The sequence below is a fragment of the Myxococcota bacterium genome, from assembly GCA_041389495.1.
GTDB lineage: Bacteria > Myxococcota_A > UBA9160 > UBA9160 > UBA4427 > JAWKRT01.
Genome location: JAWKRT010000001.1, coordinates 1,144,129 through 1,159,778, shown reverse-complemented (window position 1 = coordinate 1,159,778; position 15,650 = coordinate 1,144,129). Strand labels below are relative to the sequence as shown.

Genomic DNA, 15,650 nt, shown 5'->3' with positions numbered 1-15,650 from the left:
CGTGGCCACCGACCCGCTCGATCCGACGATCGGGATCGTCGTGTTCCCGAACGCCGAGGAGCTCGACTTCGTCGGGCCCTGGGAGGCGTTCTCCATGGCGAAGCGCGCCCACCGCGGCGGCGCCGAGAGCCCGGACCCCGCCGCGCCCGCTCCCGACCTCGGCGTCCACCTCGTCGCGCAGACGCGCGACGTCGTGCGCTGCGCGAAGGGCCTCCGCGTGGTGCCGGACTGCGCGTTCGAGGACGCGCCGCCGCTCGACGTCGTGCTCGTGCCGGGCGGCATCGGCACGCGCCGCGAGGTCGGGAACGAGGCGCTGCTCGCGTGGCTGCGCGAGGTCGCACCGCGCTGCACGTGGGTGACGAGCGTCTGCACGGGCTCGCTCGTGCTCGCGGGCGCGGGCCTCGCGCGCGGACGCCGCGTCACGACGCACTGGGCGTTCGTGCCGACGCTGCGCGAACGCTATCCGGACACGACGGTGCTCGACGGCGTGCGCTACGTGCGCGACGGCAACCTGGTGACGGCGGCCGGCGTCTCGGCCGGCATCGACATGGCGCTCTGGGTGGTCGGGCAGATCTGGGGCGTCGCGCACGCGCGCCTCGCGCAGCGCATGATGGAGTACGACCCGGCGCCGCCCTACACGGCCGACGTGTGAGCGAGGCCGCCTCCGAGATCGCGCCGACCGGGGCGCCGCCCGCGCCGGCGCCCCACCTCGGCCCGCTGCGCAAGCTCGTGTTCGGCCTGGGCGACCACACCGTCAACCTGTCGCTGTCCGCGCTCTCGCTCCTGTTCTTCTACTTCCTCACCGACGTCGCCGGGCTGCGGCCGGCGCTCGCGTCCGCGGTCGTCTGGGGCGCGCGCATCGTCGATGCGATCACCGACCCGCTGGTCGGACGCTATTCGGACTCGCGGACGTGGCGCAGCGGCCGGCGGCGGCCCTTCTTCCTGATCGGGATGCTGCCGTTCGCCGTCTGCTTCGCCCTCGTCTGGCGCACGCCCTTCGCGTCGCAGGGCGCGATGTTCGCGTACTACCTCGCCGTCTACGTCGCGCTCTCGCTCGCGACGACGATCCTCTCGGTGCCCTACCTCGCGCTGCTGCCCGAGATGGCGCGCGACTACGACGAGCGCACGTCGCTGAACGCGTTCCGCGCGGGCTGCGCGGTGGTGGGGACGATCTTCGCGATGGGCATGCGCGTGCTCGCCGACGCCTGGGGCAGCGACGCGGACGCCTACGCCGCGGCGGGCGCCCTCTTCGGCGTCTGGCTGCTCCTGCCCTGGCTCGCCGTCCACCGCGTGAGCTTCGAGAGGCCGGGCGCGCCGCGCCGCGTGTCGCCGCCGCTGCGCGAGGGGCTCCGCCAGCTGCGCTCGCACCGCAACTTCGTGCGGCTGTGCGCATTGTTCATCGCGGCGCGGATCGCGGTCGACCTCGCCGGCGCGTCGCTCGCCTACTACACGGCGTCGTGGCTGCGCGAGGAGCAGATGACGTTCGCGTTCTACATCCTGACGCTGCTCGTCTCGTCGATCGCGGCGCTCCCGCTGTGGCTTCGCTTCGCGACGCGCTTCGACAAGCACCGGCTGTTCGCGTTCGGCGCGGGCTGGTGGGCGCTGCTGCTCGTCCCGATGTTCCTGTTCGTCGGGCCCGGGACGCCGCGCGCGGCGGTCTACGCGCTGATCGCGCTGATCGGCATCGGCTACTGCGCGGCCGACCTCATGCCGTGGGCGATGATCGGCGAGGTCATCGACGAGGACGAGCTCGCGACCGGGCAGCGCCGCGAGGGCGTGTACAACGGCGTGTTCACGTTCCTGCGCAAGATCGGCGGCGCGACCGGCGTGCTGCTGATGGGCCTCGCCTTCGAGCTGACGGGCTACGTCGCGCGGCAGCCCGAGCAGCCCGAGAGCGCGCTGCTCGCGATCCGCGTCGCGGCGACGCTCGCTCCCGCGTTCTTCCTCGCCGTCGCGATCGCGATCGCGTCGCGCTACGCGCTCTCGCGCGAGGCGCACGCGCAGGTGCGCGCGGCGCTCGACGGCGCCGCGCGGAGCGCGTCGCCCGACGCCGGACGCTAGGCGTCCGCGACCCGCCGCGGCGCCGCAGCCCCCGCGCCGCTCGCCGCGGGGGCGAGCCGCGCGGCGAGCACGCCGCGCACGAGCCGCTCGACCTCCGGATCGAGCCGGAACGTGACGTGCCCGCCCTGGTACCAGCATCGCGCGGGCGGGTCCCAGTGCGCGATCAGGTCGCGCTGGTGCTCGGGCGGAACGATGCGATCGCCCGTCCCCGCGAAGACGGCGCGCCCCTCGCGCGGCACCCTGGGATCGAGCGCGAGCGGCGCGACCGGGGCGAGCAGCGACGCGATCTCCTCGCGCGGCAGGCCGGCCTTCTCGTACGCGCGCATGAGCCACGGCGGCCCGTGCGTCCACAGGATGCGCGAGAAGTCGGCGACCGGGATGCCCGCGATCGCGCACGCGAGCCCCTCCTCGACGGAGGCGAGCAGCGCGCAGTTGTAGCCGCCGAGCGAGAGGCCGAGCACGCCGATCCGCTCGCCGCCCTGCGCGCGGATCCACGACACGATGCGGCGGAGGTCCCAGATCGCCTGGCACTCGGCGTGGAAGAACGCGACCGGGTCGCCGTCGAGGTAGCCGTCGCCCGAGAAGCGCCCGATGCGCCGCGGCCCGTGCAGGGGCAGCACGGGGATCGCGAGGTTGAGCCCCATGCGGTCGACGTAGAGGCGCGGGTCGAACAGGCGCAGGTCGATCGGCGCGAGCCCCATGCGATAGCCGTTGATCGCGACGAGCCACGGCGCGGACGGGTCGCTGCGCACGACGTAGGCGTGTGCGGTGCGGTTCGCCGTGTGCGACAGCCAGCGCTCGCGCCCGGGCTCGCCGACCTGCGGCTCCCACTCGCTCTCGAACGCGAGGTGCTCGAAGTCGCGCCCGGCCGCGCGCGCGGGTGCGAGCCGAGGCGCGTCGAGCGGCGGCGGCGTCCGGTGCACGGCGAGCGGGTTCTCGCGCGAGCCGAGCGCCGCGTGCCGCTCGCGCAGCGCGAGCGTCTCGCGGACGATCTGCTCGAGGCGCGCGCCGGTCGGGAAGTCGAGCCGCAGGTGGAAGCTCGCGAGCAGCGCCTCGTCCATCGCCACCTTCGAGGCGAGCCGAAGCGAATCCTCGCGCTCGGGAACACCCGGCGTCGGCGACGTCCAGGCGAGCGACGCACGCCCCGACGCGAGCCAGCCCACCACGGCGAGCGCGACGAGACCGAGCGACGTCGCGAAGCCGAACGCGACGGCGCCGAGCGCGGCGACCGCGAGGCCGGCCAGCGACGCGAGCGCGCCGAACGAGACGATGCGCAGGTCGCCCGGGTAGAGCAGCACGCCGATCCCGGCGCCGAGCGTGACGCAGCCGACGCCGCCCGCCGCGAGCCCGCGCACGACGCCGCCGTCGCTCGCGAACGCGAGCCACGCGAGGCCCGCCGCGACCAGCGCCCAGCCCTCGACCGACGCCAGCCCGACGCCGCGGAGCCCGCGCGGGTGCAGCGGGGCGACGTCCGCGGCGCGCTTCGCACCGGGGGCCCGGGTGGCCGCTCGCGCGCCGTTCGCGCCCTCCGCCTCACCGGCCCGCCGCGCGACGCGCGCCCCGTCCGCGGCCCCAGCGCTCCTCGCGTCCATCGCGTCTCCCACGCGCACCTCCGTCGCTAGGCGACCGGCGTCGCAGGGTCGGCGCCGCTTCGGTAGACGACGACGAACAGGTCGGCGGTGGCCGTGTCCGCGACGAGCTCCTTCGCGCCGGTGAGCACCGTCGCGTCGCCGTCGCGCGCGCCCGTAGCGCGGGCGGCCGCGGCGGCGCGCGCCGCGCCGGTCGCCTGCGCGCGCGCGCGGAGGAGTAGGATGGGAGCATGGCCCGCGCCGACGCGCCGCTCTACCTCCTCGACGCGTCGAGTCGCTTCGAGCAGCGCCTGCTCGAGCGCTTCGTGCGCGAGCACGAGGACGCGGCCGCGCGCGACGACGAGCTCGTCCCGATCCCCCCGTCGCGGCGGCGCCGGCGGCGCGTCGCGCTCGGCGCGCTCGAGGTGGCGATCGCCGCGGACGGCGACCCGGAGCTCGTGCCGCTGCGCGTCGTGTGGAAGGCGCCGCTGCGCGACGGCGAGCGGAGTGCACGCCTCTCCGACCTGCTCCGGCTCGGCGACCCGCGCGACCCCGGCGCGCTGCGCCAGCGCGCCATCGCGCGGCGCGCGCCGGACCGCTGCCACGTCGTGCGCGCGGAGCCCGCGCGCCTCTCCGCGCTGCGCGCGCGCTGGAGCGCGGCCGGCGGCATCGAGACGGCGGGGCTCGCGGAGTACGTCGCGCGACAGGCGATGCTCGCGCTCGAGCGCGCCGAACGGCGCGTGCGCGGCACGCGCTACAAGGTGCCGCGCTTCGTGCGCGACGAGATCCTCCGGCGGCCCGCGTTCCGCGCGACCGTCGCGCGCCTCGCCGGCGACGTCGGACGCGCGCCCGCGCGCGCGCAGCGCGATGCCGCGCGCATGCTGCGCGAGATCGCCGCCTCGCACAGCCCGTTCGTGATCGACCTCGTCGCGCACGCGATCCGCGGGCTCTACACGCGCGGCTACGGGAAGCTGCGATACGACCGCGAGCAGATGGCGGGCATCGCGCGCATCGCCGCCCAGCACCCGGTCGTGTTCCTGCCTTCGCACAAGTCGAACCTCGACCACCTCGTGCTGCAGTCCGCGCTCCACGAGAACGGGCTCCCGCCGAACCACACGGCCGGCGGCATCAACATGAACTTCTTCCCGGTCGGGCCGCTCGTGCGCCGCAGCGGCGTGTTCTTCATCCGCCGCACGTTCAAGGACGACGCGCTCTACAAGCAGGTGCTGCGGAGCTACGTCGAGTACCTGGTCGAGAAGCGCTTCCCGCTCGAGTGGTACATCGAGGGCGGCCGCTCGCGGTCGGGCAAGCTGCTGCCGCCGCGCCTCGGGATGCTCGCCTACGTCGTCGACGCGTGGCGGCGCGGCTGCGCGGACGACGTCGTGCTCGTGCCGGTCTCGATCGCCTACGACCAGATCGTCGACGTCGGCGCGTACAGCCACGAGCAGCGCGGCGGGGCGAAGCGCGCCGAGGGCTTCGGCTGGTTCGTCGGCGTGCTGCGCTCGCTCGGCGGCGCGTACGGCGACATCCACATCCGCTTCGGCGAAGCCGTGTCGCTGCGCGATTCGCTCGGCCGCCGCCCGGAGACTGCGGGCACGCCGGCCTCCGCCGACGCCGCGCACGACGCGCGCGGGCCCGACCTCGAGCTCGACGACGAGCACGACCCCGGGCTCGCGCTGCACAAGCTCGCATTCGAGGTGTCGGTCGCGATCAACCGGGCGACGCCCTTCACCCCGACGTCGCTCGTGTCGCTCGCCCTGCTCGGCGTCGGCGACCGCGCGCTCGGCGTCGCCGAGACGCGCGAGGCCGTGCGGAACGTCGTCGGCTACGTGCGCGAGCGGAAGCTCCCCGTCGCGTTCGACCTCGACGCCTTCGACACCGACGAGGGCGTGTGCGCGGCGCTCGACGCGCTCGTCGGAACGGGCGTGCTGACGCGCTTCGACGCGGGCGACGAGCCCGTCTACTCGATCGGCGAGGACCAGGAGCTCACCGCCGCCTACTATCGCAACTCGGTGGTGCACTACTTCACGACGGGCGCGATCGCCGAGCTCGCCGTGCTCGCGGCCGCCGAGGCCGACCCCGACCGCGCGCTCGACGCCTTCTGGAGCGAGGCCATGCGCCTGCGCGACCTGCTCAAGTTCGAGTTCTTCTTCCCGGACAAGGCGCGCTTCCGCGCCGAGCTGCGCGCCGAGCTCGATCACCAGGAGCCCGCCTGGGAAGCGCGCATCGCCGCCGGCGGCGAGAGCGCGCAGCGGCTCGTGCAGTCGTTCCGGCCGTTCATGGCGCACCGCGCGCTGCGGCCCTTCCTCGAGAGCTACCAGGTGGTCGCCGACCGCCTGGCACGCCAGGAGCCCACGGCTCCCGTCGACGCGGCGAAGCTCGTCGACGAGTGCCTCGGCCTCGGACGGCAGTACCGCCTGCAGCGGCGCATCCACAGCGCCGACTCGATCTCGAAGGTGTTGTTCCAGAGCGCGCTCGAGCTCGCGCGCAACCGCGGGCTCGTCGCGCCGGCGCCCGATGCGACCGGCGCGGACGCGCTCGCCGAGCGACGGCGCGAGCTCGCGGCCGAGATCCGGCGCGCGCTGCGGCGGGTGGAGACGATCGCCGCGCTCGGCGCGGCGCGCCGCGCGGGCTGGCTGCGCTAGGCGCGGCGCGCGCGGGCGCTAGAAGAGCGCGACGACCTTCGCGACCGTGTCGTCGATCGACACCGCGAGCACGGTCAGCAGCACGACCGGCACGACGAAGCGCAGGAGCGGCATCCACGCCCACGTCCAGCGCCCGCCCCGCGAGCCCGAGAGCGCCTCGGCGCGCGCGTCGCGCATCGCGTAGCCGCAGAAGAGCGACAGGCCGAGGCCGCCCCCGACGAGGAACAGGTTGTTCGCGACCGTGTCCATCGCGTCGAGCACGTCGATGCGCCACGCGGCGAGGCCGCCGAGAGCGGTGATCAGCGCGCCCGCGACGACGGCCGCGCGGGGGCGCGAAGCGCCGAGCCCGTCCATCGCCGCCGCGACGACGACCTCGAGCAGCGAGATCGCCGACGTCAGCGCGCCGACGATCAGCGCGACGAAGAACGCGAAGCCGACGACGCGGCCGGCCGCGCCCATCTCGGCGAACGCCTTCGGCAGCGCGATGAAGAGCGCGCCCACCGTGCCGGTGTCCTGCCCCATCACGTCGCCCTGCAGCCCGAGCGCGAAGATCAGCGGGAAGACCATGAAGCCCGCGAGGAAGGCGACACCGAAGTCCGCGGACGCGATCATGAGCGACTCGCTCGGCAGGTCGTGGTCGCGCCCGAGGTAGCTCGCGAAGGTGAGCATCGCGCCCATTCCGAGGCTCAGGCTGAAGAACGCCTGCCCCGCCGCCGCGGCGACGACGTCCCAGTCGAGCACGTTCGCGAAGTCGACGTTCAGGTAGTAGGCGTAGCCGGCCGAGGCGCCGTCGAGCGTGGCGGCGTAGATCGCGATGCCGGCGACGATCGCGAAGAGCGCGGGCATCATCACCTCGGCCGCGCGCTCGATGCCCGCCTTCACGCCTCCGCTCACGACGAGCGTCGTCGCGGCCATGAAGGCGACGTGGAACCCGAAGGCGGGCCAGCCCTGGCTGATGCGCTCGAAGTAGGCGCCCGGCGCGTCGGGGAGCGCGCCGACGAGCGCGAGGCCCGCATAGCGGACCGTCCAGCCGGCGATCACGCCGTAGTAGGCGAGGATGACGAAGCCCGACGCGACGAACAGCGCGCCGAGCGGACGCCACGCCGGGCCGCCGTAGTGCGCGAGCGCCGCGATCGGGCTCCGCTGCGAGCCGCGCCCGATGGCGAGCTCGGCGAGCATCACGGGGACGCCGACGGCGGCGGTGAAGAGCAGGTACAGCACCACGAAGGCCGCCCCGCCCTTCTCCGCGGTGAGGTACGAGAACCGCCACATGTTGCCGAGGCCGACGGCCGAGCCGATCGCCGCGAGCACGAAGCCCGTGCGACTCGTCCACTGCTCCCGCGGTGCGTTGGCCATCGATTCCCCCCAGCCGATCGATGATCGAGCACGTGCGCGCGTTCGAGGCGCGAATGCGGCGGCGGAAGGTATCGCGCTCGCCGCGGCCGCGCGCGATCGCGAAGGCGGAAGCGGACGCGCCTAGCGCGAGAGGGCGCGCGCGAGCTCGGGCCCGAGCTCCTTCGCGCGCGCCTCGCGACGCGCGCGCTCGTCCGCGTCGGGCCCGAGCGCGAGCTCGGCGGCGCGCGCCGCGCGCCAGCGGTCGAGCACGGCGATGGCCTCGTCGGCCGCGCGCGCGGGCAGCGAGTCGAGCAGCGCGAGCACGATGTGACCGCGCACGAGCTCGTCGGAGGAGCTCGGGTTGGCGGCGTAGTGACTGGCGAAGAAGGCGGCGGCCGCGGCGTTCGGAACGAAGCGCCCGTCGGGCGCGACGCGCAGCGTCGACGCCGCGAGCGGCGGCGGCACGTCCGCCGGCGCCGAGACCGCGCGCGAAGGCGCGTCGATCGCGGGCGCCCCGGAAATCGCGCGCGCATCGGCGAGCGCGGCCTCGACCTCGGGCGTCGCGCCACCGGCCGGAGGCGTCGCGGGCGCCGCGAGCCCGGGGCGCGCGTCGCTCGATCCACCGCTCTCGGACGCCGGCACGCCGACCTCCTCGAGCGGGAGCACCTCCCACTCGGCGGGCGCCTCGACCAGCTCGCTCGCCGCGAGCACGGCGCCGATCGCGACGGCGACGCCGATTCCCCACCACATCTTCGCTCGCTCGCTCATCCCGTCGCTCCGGTCCGGCGTCGATCGCGCGCCCGTCGCGCGCTCCCCGCGCGCGCAGCTCGCGCCGCGACACCATCCTACGCGCTCGCTCGCGCCGCCGGACCGCCGCGACGCGCGAAATCGCACGCGCGCGCAGCGCGCGTCCCTTGCTCGCGGCGCGCACCCGGGCCACGCTCGCGCGCGCGGCGCGCGTGGGCCGATCGCCGGCCGCGTGTGAATGCCTGCGGAGGGCGCGCGCGGCGAGCGTCCTCGCGCGCCGGCGCGGACGGGAGAGGAGGCGCGTGTCGGTCCGAGGCGAGTTCCAGCGCGTGCTCGGCGACTGCCTCGCGCTGCTCGACGCGGCGCCCTCCTCGGGCACGTGGCGCGCGGCGCTCGCGCGCGCGGGAGAGCGGGTCGCCGAGGGCGCGTCGCCGCGCTCGCTCGTGGCCGCGGCCGAGGAGGTGCTCGCGCTCGGCGACGCCGCACCGCCGCACGCGTTCGCGACGGAGGCCGACTCGCGCGCCTTCGCCGAGCGGCTCGAGCACCTGCGCGCGATCTGCCGGGTGGTCGTCGGACGCTAGTCGCACCGCGATGGCGGCGCGAGCGAGGAGGAAGGGCCGTGACCGCGAAGCGAACCAAGGATGGACGGCGCCGCCCCACGGCGCCCGCCGGCGCGCGCCGGCGCGCCGGTGCGACGCGACGTGCGAACGGCGCGGGCGCGGCGAAGGAGCGCAGCGCGCGCGCGGACGGCGACGCCGGGCCGCGGCGCGGCGCGAGCGCATCGCGCAAGAAGGCGCCCAAGCGAAAGGCCGCGGGCAAGGCCGGCGCGAAGTCGCGATCGAAGCGCGCCGCGCGCGCGACGACGGGCGCATCGCGCAAGAAGGCGCCCAAGCGAAAGGCCGCGGGCGGCGCGCGCACGAGCCGCGCGAGCCGCGCGAAGCGCGCGGCGACGCCCGGTGGCGGCGGCGGCAGCAAGGGGGCTCGCCGGCCCGCGCGCGCGACGCGCCCGCGCAGCGGCGGCGCGGCGACGCGCACGAAGCCGTTCCGGCTCTCGCCCGACGTCGTTCCCGTCGAAGTCGACCTCCATCTCGAGCTCGACCCCTCGCGCAGCGATCGCTACCGCGGCGAGGTCGCGATCGAGGTCGACGTCGCGCGCGCACGCCGCCGCATCGAGCTCCACGCCGTCGACCTCCGCGTCGCGCGCGCGCGCGTCGTCGCGGGAGAGCGCGCGCTGCGCGCGCGCGTCGTCGCGCATCCCGAGCGGCAGGCGATCGCACTCGAGCTCCCGGCGACGCTGCCGCGCGGCCGCGCCCGCATCGAGCTCGCGTTCCAGGGACGCCTGCGACGCGACCTCTCGGGGCTCTACGGGGCGACCGCGGGCGAGCGCCGCTATGCGTTCACGCAGCTCGAGCCGGCGGACGCGCGCAAGCTCGCACCGTGCTTCGACGAGCCGGCGATGAAGGCGCGCTGGCAGATCGCGGTGTCCACGGGCGTCGGCAACGCCGTCGTCTCGAACGCGCCCGTCGAGCACGTCGAGCTCCCGGGCGACGGCACGAAGACGGTGCGCTTCGCGCGCACGCCGAGGCTCTCGTCGTACCTCGTCGCGCTCGCGGTCGGCGAGCTCGCGTGCTCGCGCGCGGAGCGCGCCGGCGACACCGAGATCCGCGTCTGGCACCTGCCCGGCAAGGAGGCGCTCGTCGACTTCGGGCTCGAGGCCGCGCGCGAGACGCTCGTGCGACTCGAGCGCTACTTCGACCTCCCCTATCCCTACGCGAAGCTCGACCTCGTCGCCGTGCCGGACTTCGAGTTCGGCGCGATGGAGAACGCGGGCGCGGTGTTCTTCCGCGAGACGCTGCTGCTGCTCGATCCGAAGACCGCGACGCTCGCCGAGAAGAAGCGCGCGGCGGAGGTCATCTGCCACGAGCTCGCGCACATGTGGTACGGCGATCTCGTCACGATGGCGTGGTGGGACGACCTGTGGCTGAACGAGGCGTTCGCGACCTGGATGGCGTTCCAGATCGTCGACGAGTGGCAGCCCGCGTGGCGCATGTGGCACGACTTCTTCCACCACCGCGCGGGCGCGCTCGACCTCGACGCCCTCGCGAACACGCACCCGATCTACGCGCCCGTCCGGACGCCGGAAGAGGCGAACGAGAACTTCGACCTCATCACCTACGAGAAGGGCGCGTCGGTCGTGCGCATGCTCGAGCGCTACCTCGGCCCGGCGACGTTCCGCGAAGGCGTGCGCACCTACATCCGGCGCCACGCCGAGGGCAACGCGGTCGCGGCCGATCTGTGGCGCGCGCTCGGCGAGGCCGCGGGCGAGCCCGTCGAGCCGATCGCGCGCGCGTGGATCGAGCAGAGCGGCTACCCGGTCGTGCGCGTGCGCCGCGCGCCGCGCCGCGAGGAGACGGCGCTCGAGCTGCGCCAGGAGCGCTTCTTCGAGGCCCGCCCGCGCGGCGCGCGCGCCGGCGCCGAGACGCGCGCGGTGCGCTGGCCCGTGCCGTGGGTGGGACGCGTCGGGACGGACGCGGGCGCCGTCGAGGTGCGCCACCTGCTCGCGAAGCGCAGCGACGTCGTGGCGCTCCCGGCCGGCGCGACGGGCTTCGTGTACGGCAACGCCGACGAGGGCGGCTTCTTCCGCCCGCTGCACGGCGAGGGCGAGCTCGACGCGCTCGTCGACGCCCTTCCCGCGCTGTCGCCCGCGGAGCGCATGGGGCTCGTCGACCACCAGTGGGCGCTCACGCGCGCGGGCGAGGCCCGCATCGACTCGCTGCTCGACATCGTCAACGCGCTCGGCGCCGAGACGGACCCCGACGTGCTGACGGCGGCGAAGCGACCGCTCGCGTCGCTCGCGACGCGGCTCGCTCCGGACGTGTCGCGCGAGTGCGAGCGGCGGCTGCGCGCGTGGGTCGAGGTCGCGTTCGGCGCGCAGGTCGACGAGCTCGGCTTCGACGCCGGCGCCGACGAGGACGACGCGACGCGCGTGCGCCGCGGCGCGATCGTCGAGCTCGTCGGGCAGATCGGCCAGGCCACGCGCGTCGTCGACGAGGCGTCCGAGCGCTGCCGGCGCTACCTCGCCGATCGCGCCTCCCTCGAGCCGAACCTCGCCGACCCGGTCGTCTCGATCGCGGCCGCGCACGGCGACGCCTGGCTCTACGACGCGCTCGAACGCGCGATGCGCGAGGCGCGCACGCCGCAGGAGCAGCGGCGCTTCCTGTTCGCGCTGTGCGACTTCGAGAGCGCGGAGCTCGTCGAGCGCACGCTCGCACTCGCGCTGACCGACGCCGTGCCCTCGCAGGACGTCGCGTTCGTGATCGTGCGCCTGCTCGGGAACCGCGCCGCGCGCGAGCGCACGTGGGACTTCGCGCGCGCGCGCTGGTCGCGACTGCGCGAGCGGATGGGCGCGCTGCTCGCGTCGCGCGTGCTGCAGGCGACGCCGCTGCTCGGGACGCGCGCGCACCGCCTCGAGGTGGCGCGCTTCTTCCGCGCGAACCCCGTGCCGTCGGGCGCGCGCACGCTCCGGCAGGCGCTCGAGCGCTTCGAGTCGTACGAGGCGCTGCTCGCGCGCGAGGGCCCGCGGCTCGAGGGCTACCTGCGCGACCCGGCGGAGGCCTGAGGGCGCGGCACTCCGCCCGGGCGAGGCCTGGCGCCCGCGCATATTCGCCCTACTTTCGCCCTCGCGCGTCCCGCGCGCGAGGGCCCGTCGCCATGCCGCCTCCCCCTTCCGCACCGCCCGCCGCGCCCCCGGCGGCGTCGCCGTCGCCGGACGGCGCGGCGCGCGTCCGCGCCGGAAGCCCGGCCGCCGCTCCGGGGCTCGCCCCGCGCGGCGCCGAGGCGGCCGCGCCGCGCGGCCGCGGCGCCGCCTCGAACCCGGCCGGCCGCTTCGAGCGCCTCGCCTACGAGGCCGACCCGGACGCCCTCGACGACGCGCTGCGCGCGGCCGAGGCGGACGGCGAGGCGGCGCCTCCCGCGCCGCGCACCCTCTACCTGCGCGACCCGTCGCGCACGATCGTCGCCACGAACCAGAGTCCGGACGTCGGCTTCGACGCGAGCGTGAACCCCTACCGCGGCTGCGAGCACGGCTGCGCCTATTGCTATGCGCGGCCGACGCACGAGTACCTGGGCTTCTCGGCGGGGCTCGACTTCGAGACGCGCATCCTCGTGAAGGAGGAGGCGCCCGCGCTGCTGCGCCGCGAGCTCGAGCGCAAGGCGTGGCGCCCGCGCGTCGTCGCGATGAGCGGCGTGACGGACGCCTACCAGCCGATCGAGCGGCGGCTGCGCCTCACGCGCCGCTGCCTCGAGGTGCTCGCCGAGTTCCGCAACCCCGTCGGCATCGTCACGAAGAGCGCGCTCGTCGCGCGCGACGCCGACGTGCTCGGCGCGCTCGCGCGCGTCGGGGCCGCGCGCGTCGACGTGTCCATCACGACGCTCGACGCCGCGCTCGCGCGCTCGCTCGAGCCGCGCGCCTCGCACCCCGCCCGGCGGCTCGGCGCGATCGAGGCGCTCGCGCGCGCGGGCGTCCCCGTCGGCGTGATGGTCGCGCCCGTGATCCCCGGGCTCAACGACGCGGAGATCCCGCGCATCCTGCGGGCGGCGAAGGACGCGGGTGCGAGCAGCGCGGGGTCGATCGTGCTGCGGCTCCCGCACGGCGTGAAGGAGCTCTTCGCCGAGTGGCTCGAGCGCTGCGTGCCCGAGCGGCGCGCGCGCGTGCTCGCGCGCATCCGCGACGTGCGCGGCGGCGCGCTCTCGGACCCGCGCTTCGGCACGCGCATGCGCGGCGAGGGCCTGTACGCCGAGCAGATCCGCGCGCTCTTCGAGCTCCACCGGCGCCGCGCCGGGCTCGACGCGCCGCCGCCCGCGCTCTCGGCCGCGCACTTCCGCCGGCCGGCCGACCGCCAGCTCTCGCTCGGCCTCGGGCCGGGCGGCGGTCGTTAGGCGGCGCTCAGCCCTCGCCGCTCCAGCCCGCGAGCGCCGCCGCGCGGGCGCGGTGCACCTCGGGCGTGCCGAGGAACGCGCGGTCGAACATCGCGCGCTTGAACCAGACCTGGACCTCGCACTCCCACGTGAAGCCGTAGCCGCCGTGCACCTCGACGGCCTCGCGCGCGACGTGCTGGAAGCGGTCGGTGACGTGCGCCTTCGCGAGCGCGGCGGCGCGCGGCGCCTGGTCGGGAATGCGGTCGAGCGCGTGCGCGGCGTACCAGTAGAGCGCGCGCGACGGCTCGACCTCGAGCGCCATGTCCGCGAGCTGGTGCTTCACGGCCTGGAAGTGCCCGATCGGCACGCCGAACTGCTCGCGCGTCTTCGCGTACGCGACCGACGCCTCGACGAGCCGCGTGGCGCCGCCGAACGCGTCGGCGGCGAGCAGCACGAGGCCGAGGTCGCGCACGGCGGGTGCGGCGGCCGCGCCGCCGGGGAGCGGCTCGCAGGCGGCACCGTCGAGCTCGAGCGCGTCGAGGAGCCGTGTGCGGTCGACGGTCGCCTCGGGCGTCGCGCGCAGGCCGCCGCCCGGCGTGGCGAGCGCGAGGCCGCCGCCGGCCGTGCCGACGACCACGACGTCGGCGCTCGCCGCGTAGGGCACGTGGAGCTTGCGCCCGTGCAGCGCCGCGCCGGGCGCGAGCGCCCAGTCCTCGGGCTGCCAGCCCGCGGGCTCGGCGAGCGCGACCGTGCCGAGCGCATCGCCGCTCGCGAGGCGCGGCAGCCACGCGCGCCGCTGCGCGTCGCTGCCCGCGAGCTCGATCGCGCGCGCCGCGAGGGCGTGGCCGAGGAACGGCCCGGGAGCCGCGCCGTGGCCGAGCACCTCGGCGACGACGGCGAGGTCGAGCGCGCCGAGGCCCGCGCCGCCGTGCTCCTCGCCGACGTGGAGGCCCGCCAGGCCGAGCTCGACCATCCCCTTCCACAGCGCGGGGTCGAAGGGCGCGTCCGCGTCGTAGATCGCGCGCAGCCGCGCGACCGGGCACTCGGCCTCGAGGAAGCCGCGCACCGACTCCTGCACCAGCTCCTGCTCGTCGCTGAGCTCGAACCTCATCGCGCCCCTCCCGCGCGCGCGGCGCTGCGATCGGCCGCGGCGTCGCGCGGCAGGCCGAGCCCGCGCTCGGCGATGACGTTGCGCTGGATGTTCGCGGCGCCGCCCGCGATCGCGATCCCGAGCGAGTACATGTACTGCGCGATCCACGCGCCGCGGTCGGCGGGCGGGCGCTGGCCGACGCGCTCACCGGCGACGAGCAGCCCGTCGTCGCCGAGCAGGTCGAGCGCCGCGCGCGCGAGCATGTCGCCGATGTTCGTCGAGTGGAGCTTGTTCATCATCTGCACGATGCCCGCGCTGCGGCCGTGCGCGTCGGCGGAGAGCTGGCGGTAGCCCGTCCACTGGTGCGCGAGCACGTAGCCCTCGATCTCGGCGAGCCGCTGCTGCACGGTCGGGTCGCCGAGGCGCCCGACGTCGCGCGCGAGCCGCACGAGCGCGTCGAACTGCATGCGCGTCAGCGCCGCGTTCCCGATCGAGTTGCGCTCGTGCTTGAGGGTCGTGCGCGACACCGTCCAGCCCTCGCCGCGCCGACCGACGATCCAGTGTGCGGGCGTGCGCGCGCCGTCGAGGAACACCTCGTTGAAGTCGGCCGCGCCCGTCATCATGCGCAGCGGCCGCACCTCGATGCCCGGCTGCCGCATGTCGAGGAGCAGGTAGGAGATGCCGGCGTGCTTGCCGGCGTCCGGCTCGGTGCGCACGAGCGCGAACATGTAGTCGGCGAGGTGCGCGCCGCTCGTCCAGATCTTCTGACCGTGGATCACCCACTCGTCGCCGACGAGCTCGCCGCGCGTCTCGAGCGACGCGAGGTCGCTCCCGGCGTTCGGCTCGCTGTAGCCCTGGCACCAGAGCACCTCGCCGACGAGCGTCGCCTCGACCCACTTCTCCTTCATCCACTCCTCGCCGCGCTCGAGCAGCGTGGGCACGAGCATCATCGTGCCGATGCCCGCCTGCTCCATCGGCGCGTGCGCGCGCGTGAACTCCTCGCGGATCACCTGTGCGGCGAGCGGGTCGAACGGCTGCTCGGAGCCGCCGTAGGCGCGCGGGATGTTGCGCGCGAGGAAGCCCTGCGCGATCGCCTCGCGCCGGAACGCGATGGCCTGCGCCTTCGCGTCGCCCCCCGCCGCGTCCGGCGGAGGCGGCCAGCTCGCGGCGAGGAACTCGCGCACGCGCTCGCGCAGCGCTTCGTACTCGGGTCCGAACTCGAGGTCCATCGGCAGCTCCCGGTGCGGGCGTCGCCTTCGCGCGGCGACGCCGGTGGAAGGGGACGTC

At 75.8% G+C, this 15,650-nt stretch carries 11 protein-coding genes; 6 read left to right on the top strand and 5 right to left on the bottom strand.

All coding sequences use genetic code 11. The features are described 5' to 3' along the window. The first annotated feature begins 1 nt into the window (after position 1). Complete coding sequence (locus R3E88_05145) at positions 2-652, top strand: DJ-1/PfpI family protein (GenBank protein ID MEZ4215843.1); 651 nt, start codon at positions 2-4, stop codon at positions 650-652. Then, entirely contained in the window at positions 649-2,061 is a 1,413-nt protein-coding gene (locus R3E88_05140) for an MFS transporter (protein MEZ4215842.1), read from the top strand. The genes R3E88_05145 and R3E88_05140 overlap by 4 nt, the downstream gene beginning before the upstream one ends. Here the strand turns inward: R3E88_05140 and R3E88_05135 are convergent. Continuing rightward, positions 2,058-3,653 carry a hypothetical protein gene (locus R3E88_05135; protein ID MEZ4215841.1) on the bottom strand — a complete coding sequence of 532 codons (1,596 nt, stop codon included), beginning with the start codon at positions 3,651-3,653 and terminating at the stop codon, positions 2,058-2,060. The genes R3E88_05140 and R3E88_05135 overlap by 4 nt on opposite strands. A 227-nt stretch (positions 3,654-3,880) precedes the next feature. Between R3E88_05135 and R3E88_05130 the strand changes: the two genes are divergently transcribed. After that, positions 3,881-6,274 (top strand): glycerol-3-phosphate 1-O-acyltransferase, encoded by a 2,394-nt coding sequence (locus tag R3E88_05130; protein ID MEZ4215840.1) that lies wholly within the window; start codon positions 3,881-3,883, stop codon positions 6,272-6,274. Positions 6,275-6,292: 18 nt separating this feature from the next. Here R3E88_05130 and R3E88_05125 read toward each other — a convergent pair whose 3' ends face one another. Continuing rightward, complete coding sequence (locus R3E88_05125; GenBank protein MEZ4215839.1) at positions 6,293-7,630, bottom strand: sodium-dependent transporter; 1,338 nt, start codon at positions 7,628-7,630, stop codon at positions 6,293-6,295. A gap of 120 nt (positions 7,631-7,750) precedes the next feature. Further along, positions 7,751-8,377 (bottom strand): hypothetical protein, encoded by a 627-nt coding sequence (locus tag R3E88_05120; protein MEZ4215838.1) that lies wholly within the window; start codon positions 8,375-8,377, stop codon positions 7,751-7,753. A 281-nt stretch (positions 8,378-8,658) separates the two neighbouring features. Between R3E88_05120 and R3E88_05115 the strand changes: the two genes are divergently transcribed. The 3 genes from R3E88_05115 to R3E88_05105 all read left to right on the top strand — a co-directional run bounded on the left by R3E88_05115 (position 8,659) and on the right by R3E88_05105 (position 13,294). Next, positions 8,659-8,937, top strand: coding sequence for a hypothetical protein (locus R3E88_05115; protein MEZ4215837.1), 279 nt, complete (start codon positions 8,659-8,661; stop codon positions 8,935-8,937). Positions 8,938-8,975: 38 nt separating this feature from the next. After that, positions 8,976-11,975 carry a M1 family aminopeptidase gene (locus tag R3E88_05110; protein MEZ4215836.1) on the top strand — a complete coding sequence of 1,000 codons (3,000 nt, stop codon included), beginning with the start codon at positions 8,976-8,978 and terminating at the stop codon, positions 11,973-11,975. A 92-nt stretch (positions 11,976-12,067) separates the two neighbouring features. Beyond that, the gene (locus R3E88_05105) at positions 12,068-13,294 is read left to right on the top strand and encodes a PA0069 family radical SAM protein (protein MEZ4215835.1); all 1,227 of its coding nucleotides are present in this window, start codon (positions 12,068-12,070) and stop codon (positions 13,292-13,294) included. Between the two features lie 7 nt (positions 13,295-13,301). On the opposite strand, the gene R3E88_05100 is transcribed toward R3E88_05105, so the two are convergent. Both R3E88_05100 and R3E88_05095 read right to left on the bottom strand, forming a co-directional pair. Then, on the bottom strand, positions 13,302-14,384 hold the full coding sequence (locus R3E88_05100) for an acyl-CoA dehydrogenase family protein (GenBank protein MEZ4215834.1): 1,083 nt from the start codon (positions 14,382-14,384) through the stop codon (positions 13,302-13,304). Beyond that, positions 14,381-15,592 carry an acyl-CoA dehydrogenase family protein gene (locus tag R3E88_05095; GenBank protein ID MEZ4215833.1) on the bottom strand — a complete coding sequence of 404 codons (1,212 nt, stop codon included), beginning with the start codon at positions 15,590-15,592 and terminating at the stop codon, positions 14,381-14,383. The genes R3E88_05100 and R3E88_05095 overlap by 4 nt, the downstream gene beginning before the upstream one ends. Positions 15,593-15,650 lie beyond the last annotated feature (58 nt).

Bases quoted from the DNA above. Each gene is read 5' to 3' on its own strand.
- R3E88_05105 (MEZ4215835.1), top strand. From the start codon at position 12,068: ATGCCGCCTCCCCCTTCCGCACCGCCCGCCGCGCCCCCGGCGGCGTCG.
- R3E88_05100 (MEZ4215834.1), bottom strand. From the start codon at position 14,384: ATGAGGTTCGAGCTCAGCGACGAGCAGGAGCTGGTGCAGGAGTCGGTG.
- R3E88_05095 (MEZ4215833.1), bottom strand. From the start codon at position 15,592: ATGGACCTCGAGTTCGGACCCGAGTACGAAGCGCTGCGCGAGCGCGTG.
- R3E88_05125 (MEZ4215839.1), bottom strand. From the start codon at position 7,630: ATGGCCAACGCACCGCGGGAGCAGTGGACGAGTCGCACGGGCTTCGTG.
- R3E88_05130 (MEZ4215840.1), top strand. From the start codon at position 3,881: ATGGCCCGCGCCGACGCGCCGCTCTACCTCCTCGACGCGTCGAGTCGC.
- R3E88_05135 (MEZ4215841.1), bottom strand. From the start codon at position 3,653: ATGGACGCGAGGAGCGCTGGGGCCGCGGACGGGGCGCGCGTCGCGCGG.
- R3E88_05120 (MEZ4215838.1), bottom strand. From the start codon at position 8,377: ATGAGCGAGCGAGCGAAGATGTGGTGGGGAATCGGCGTCGCCGTCGCG.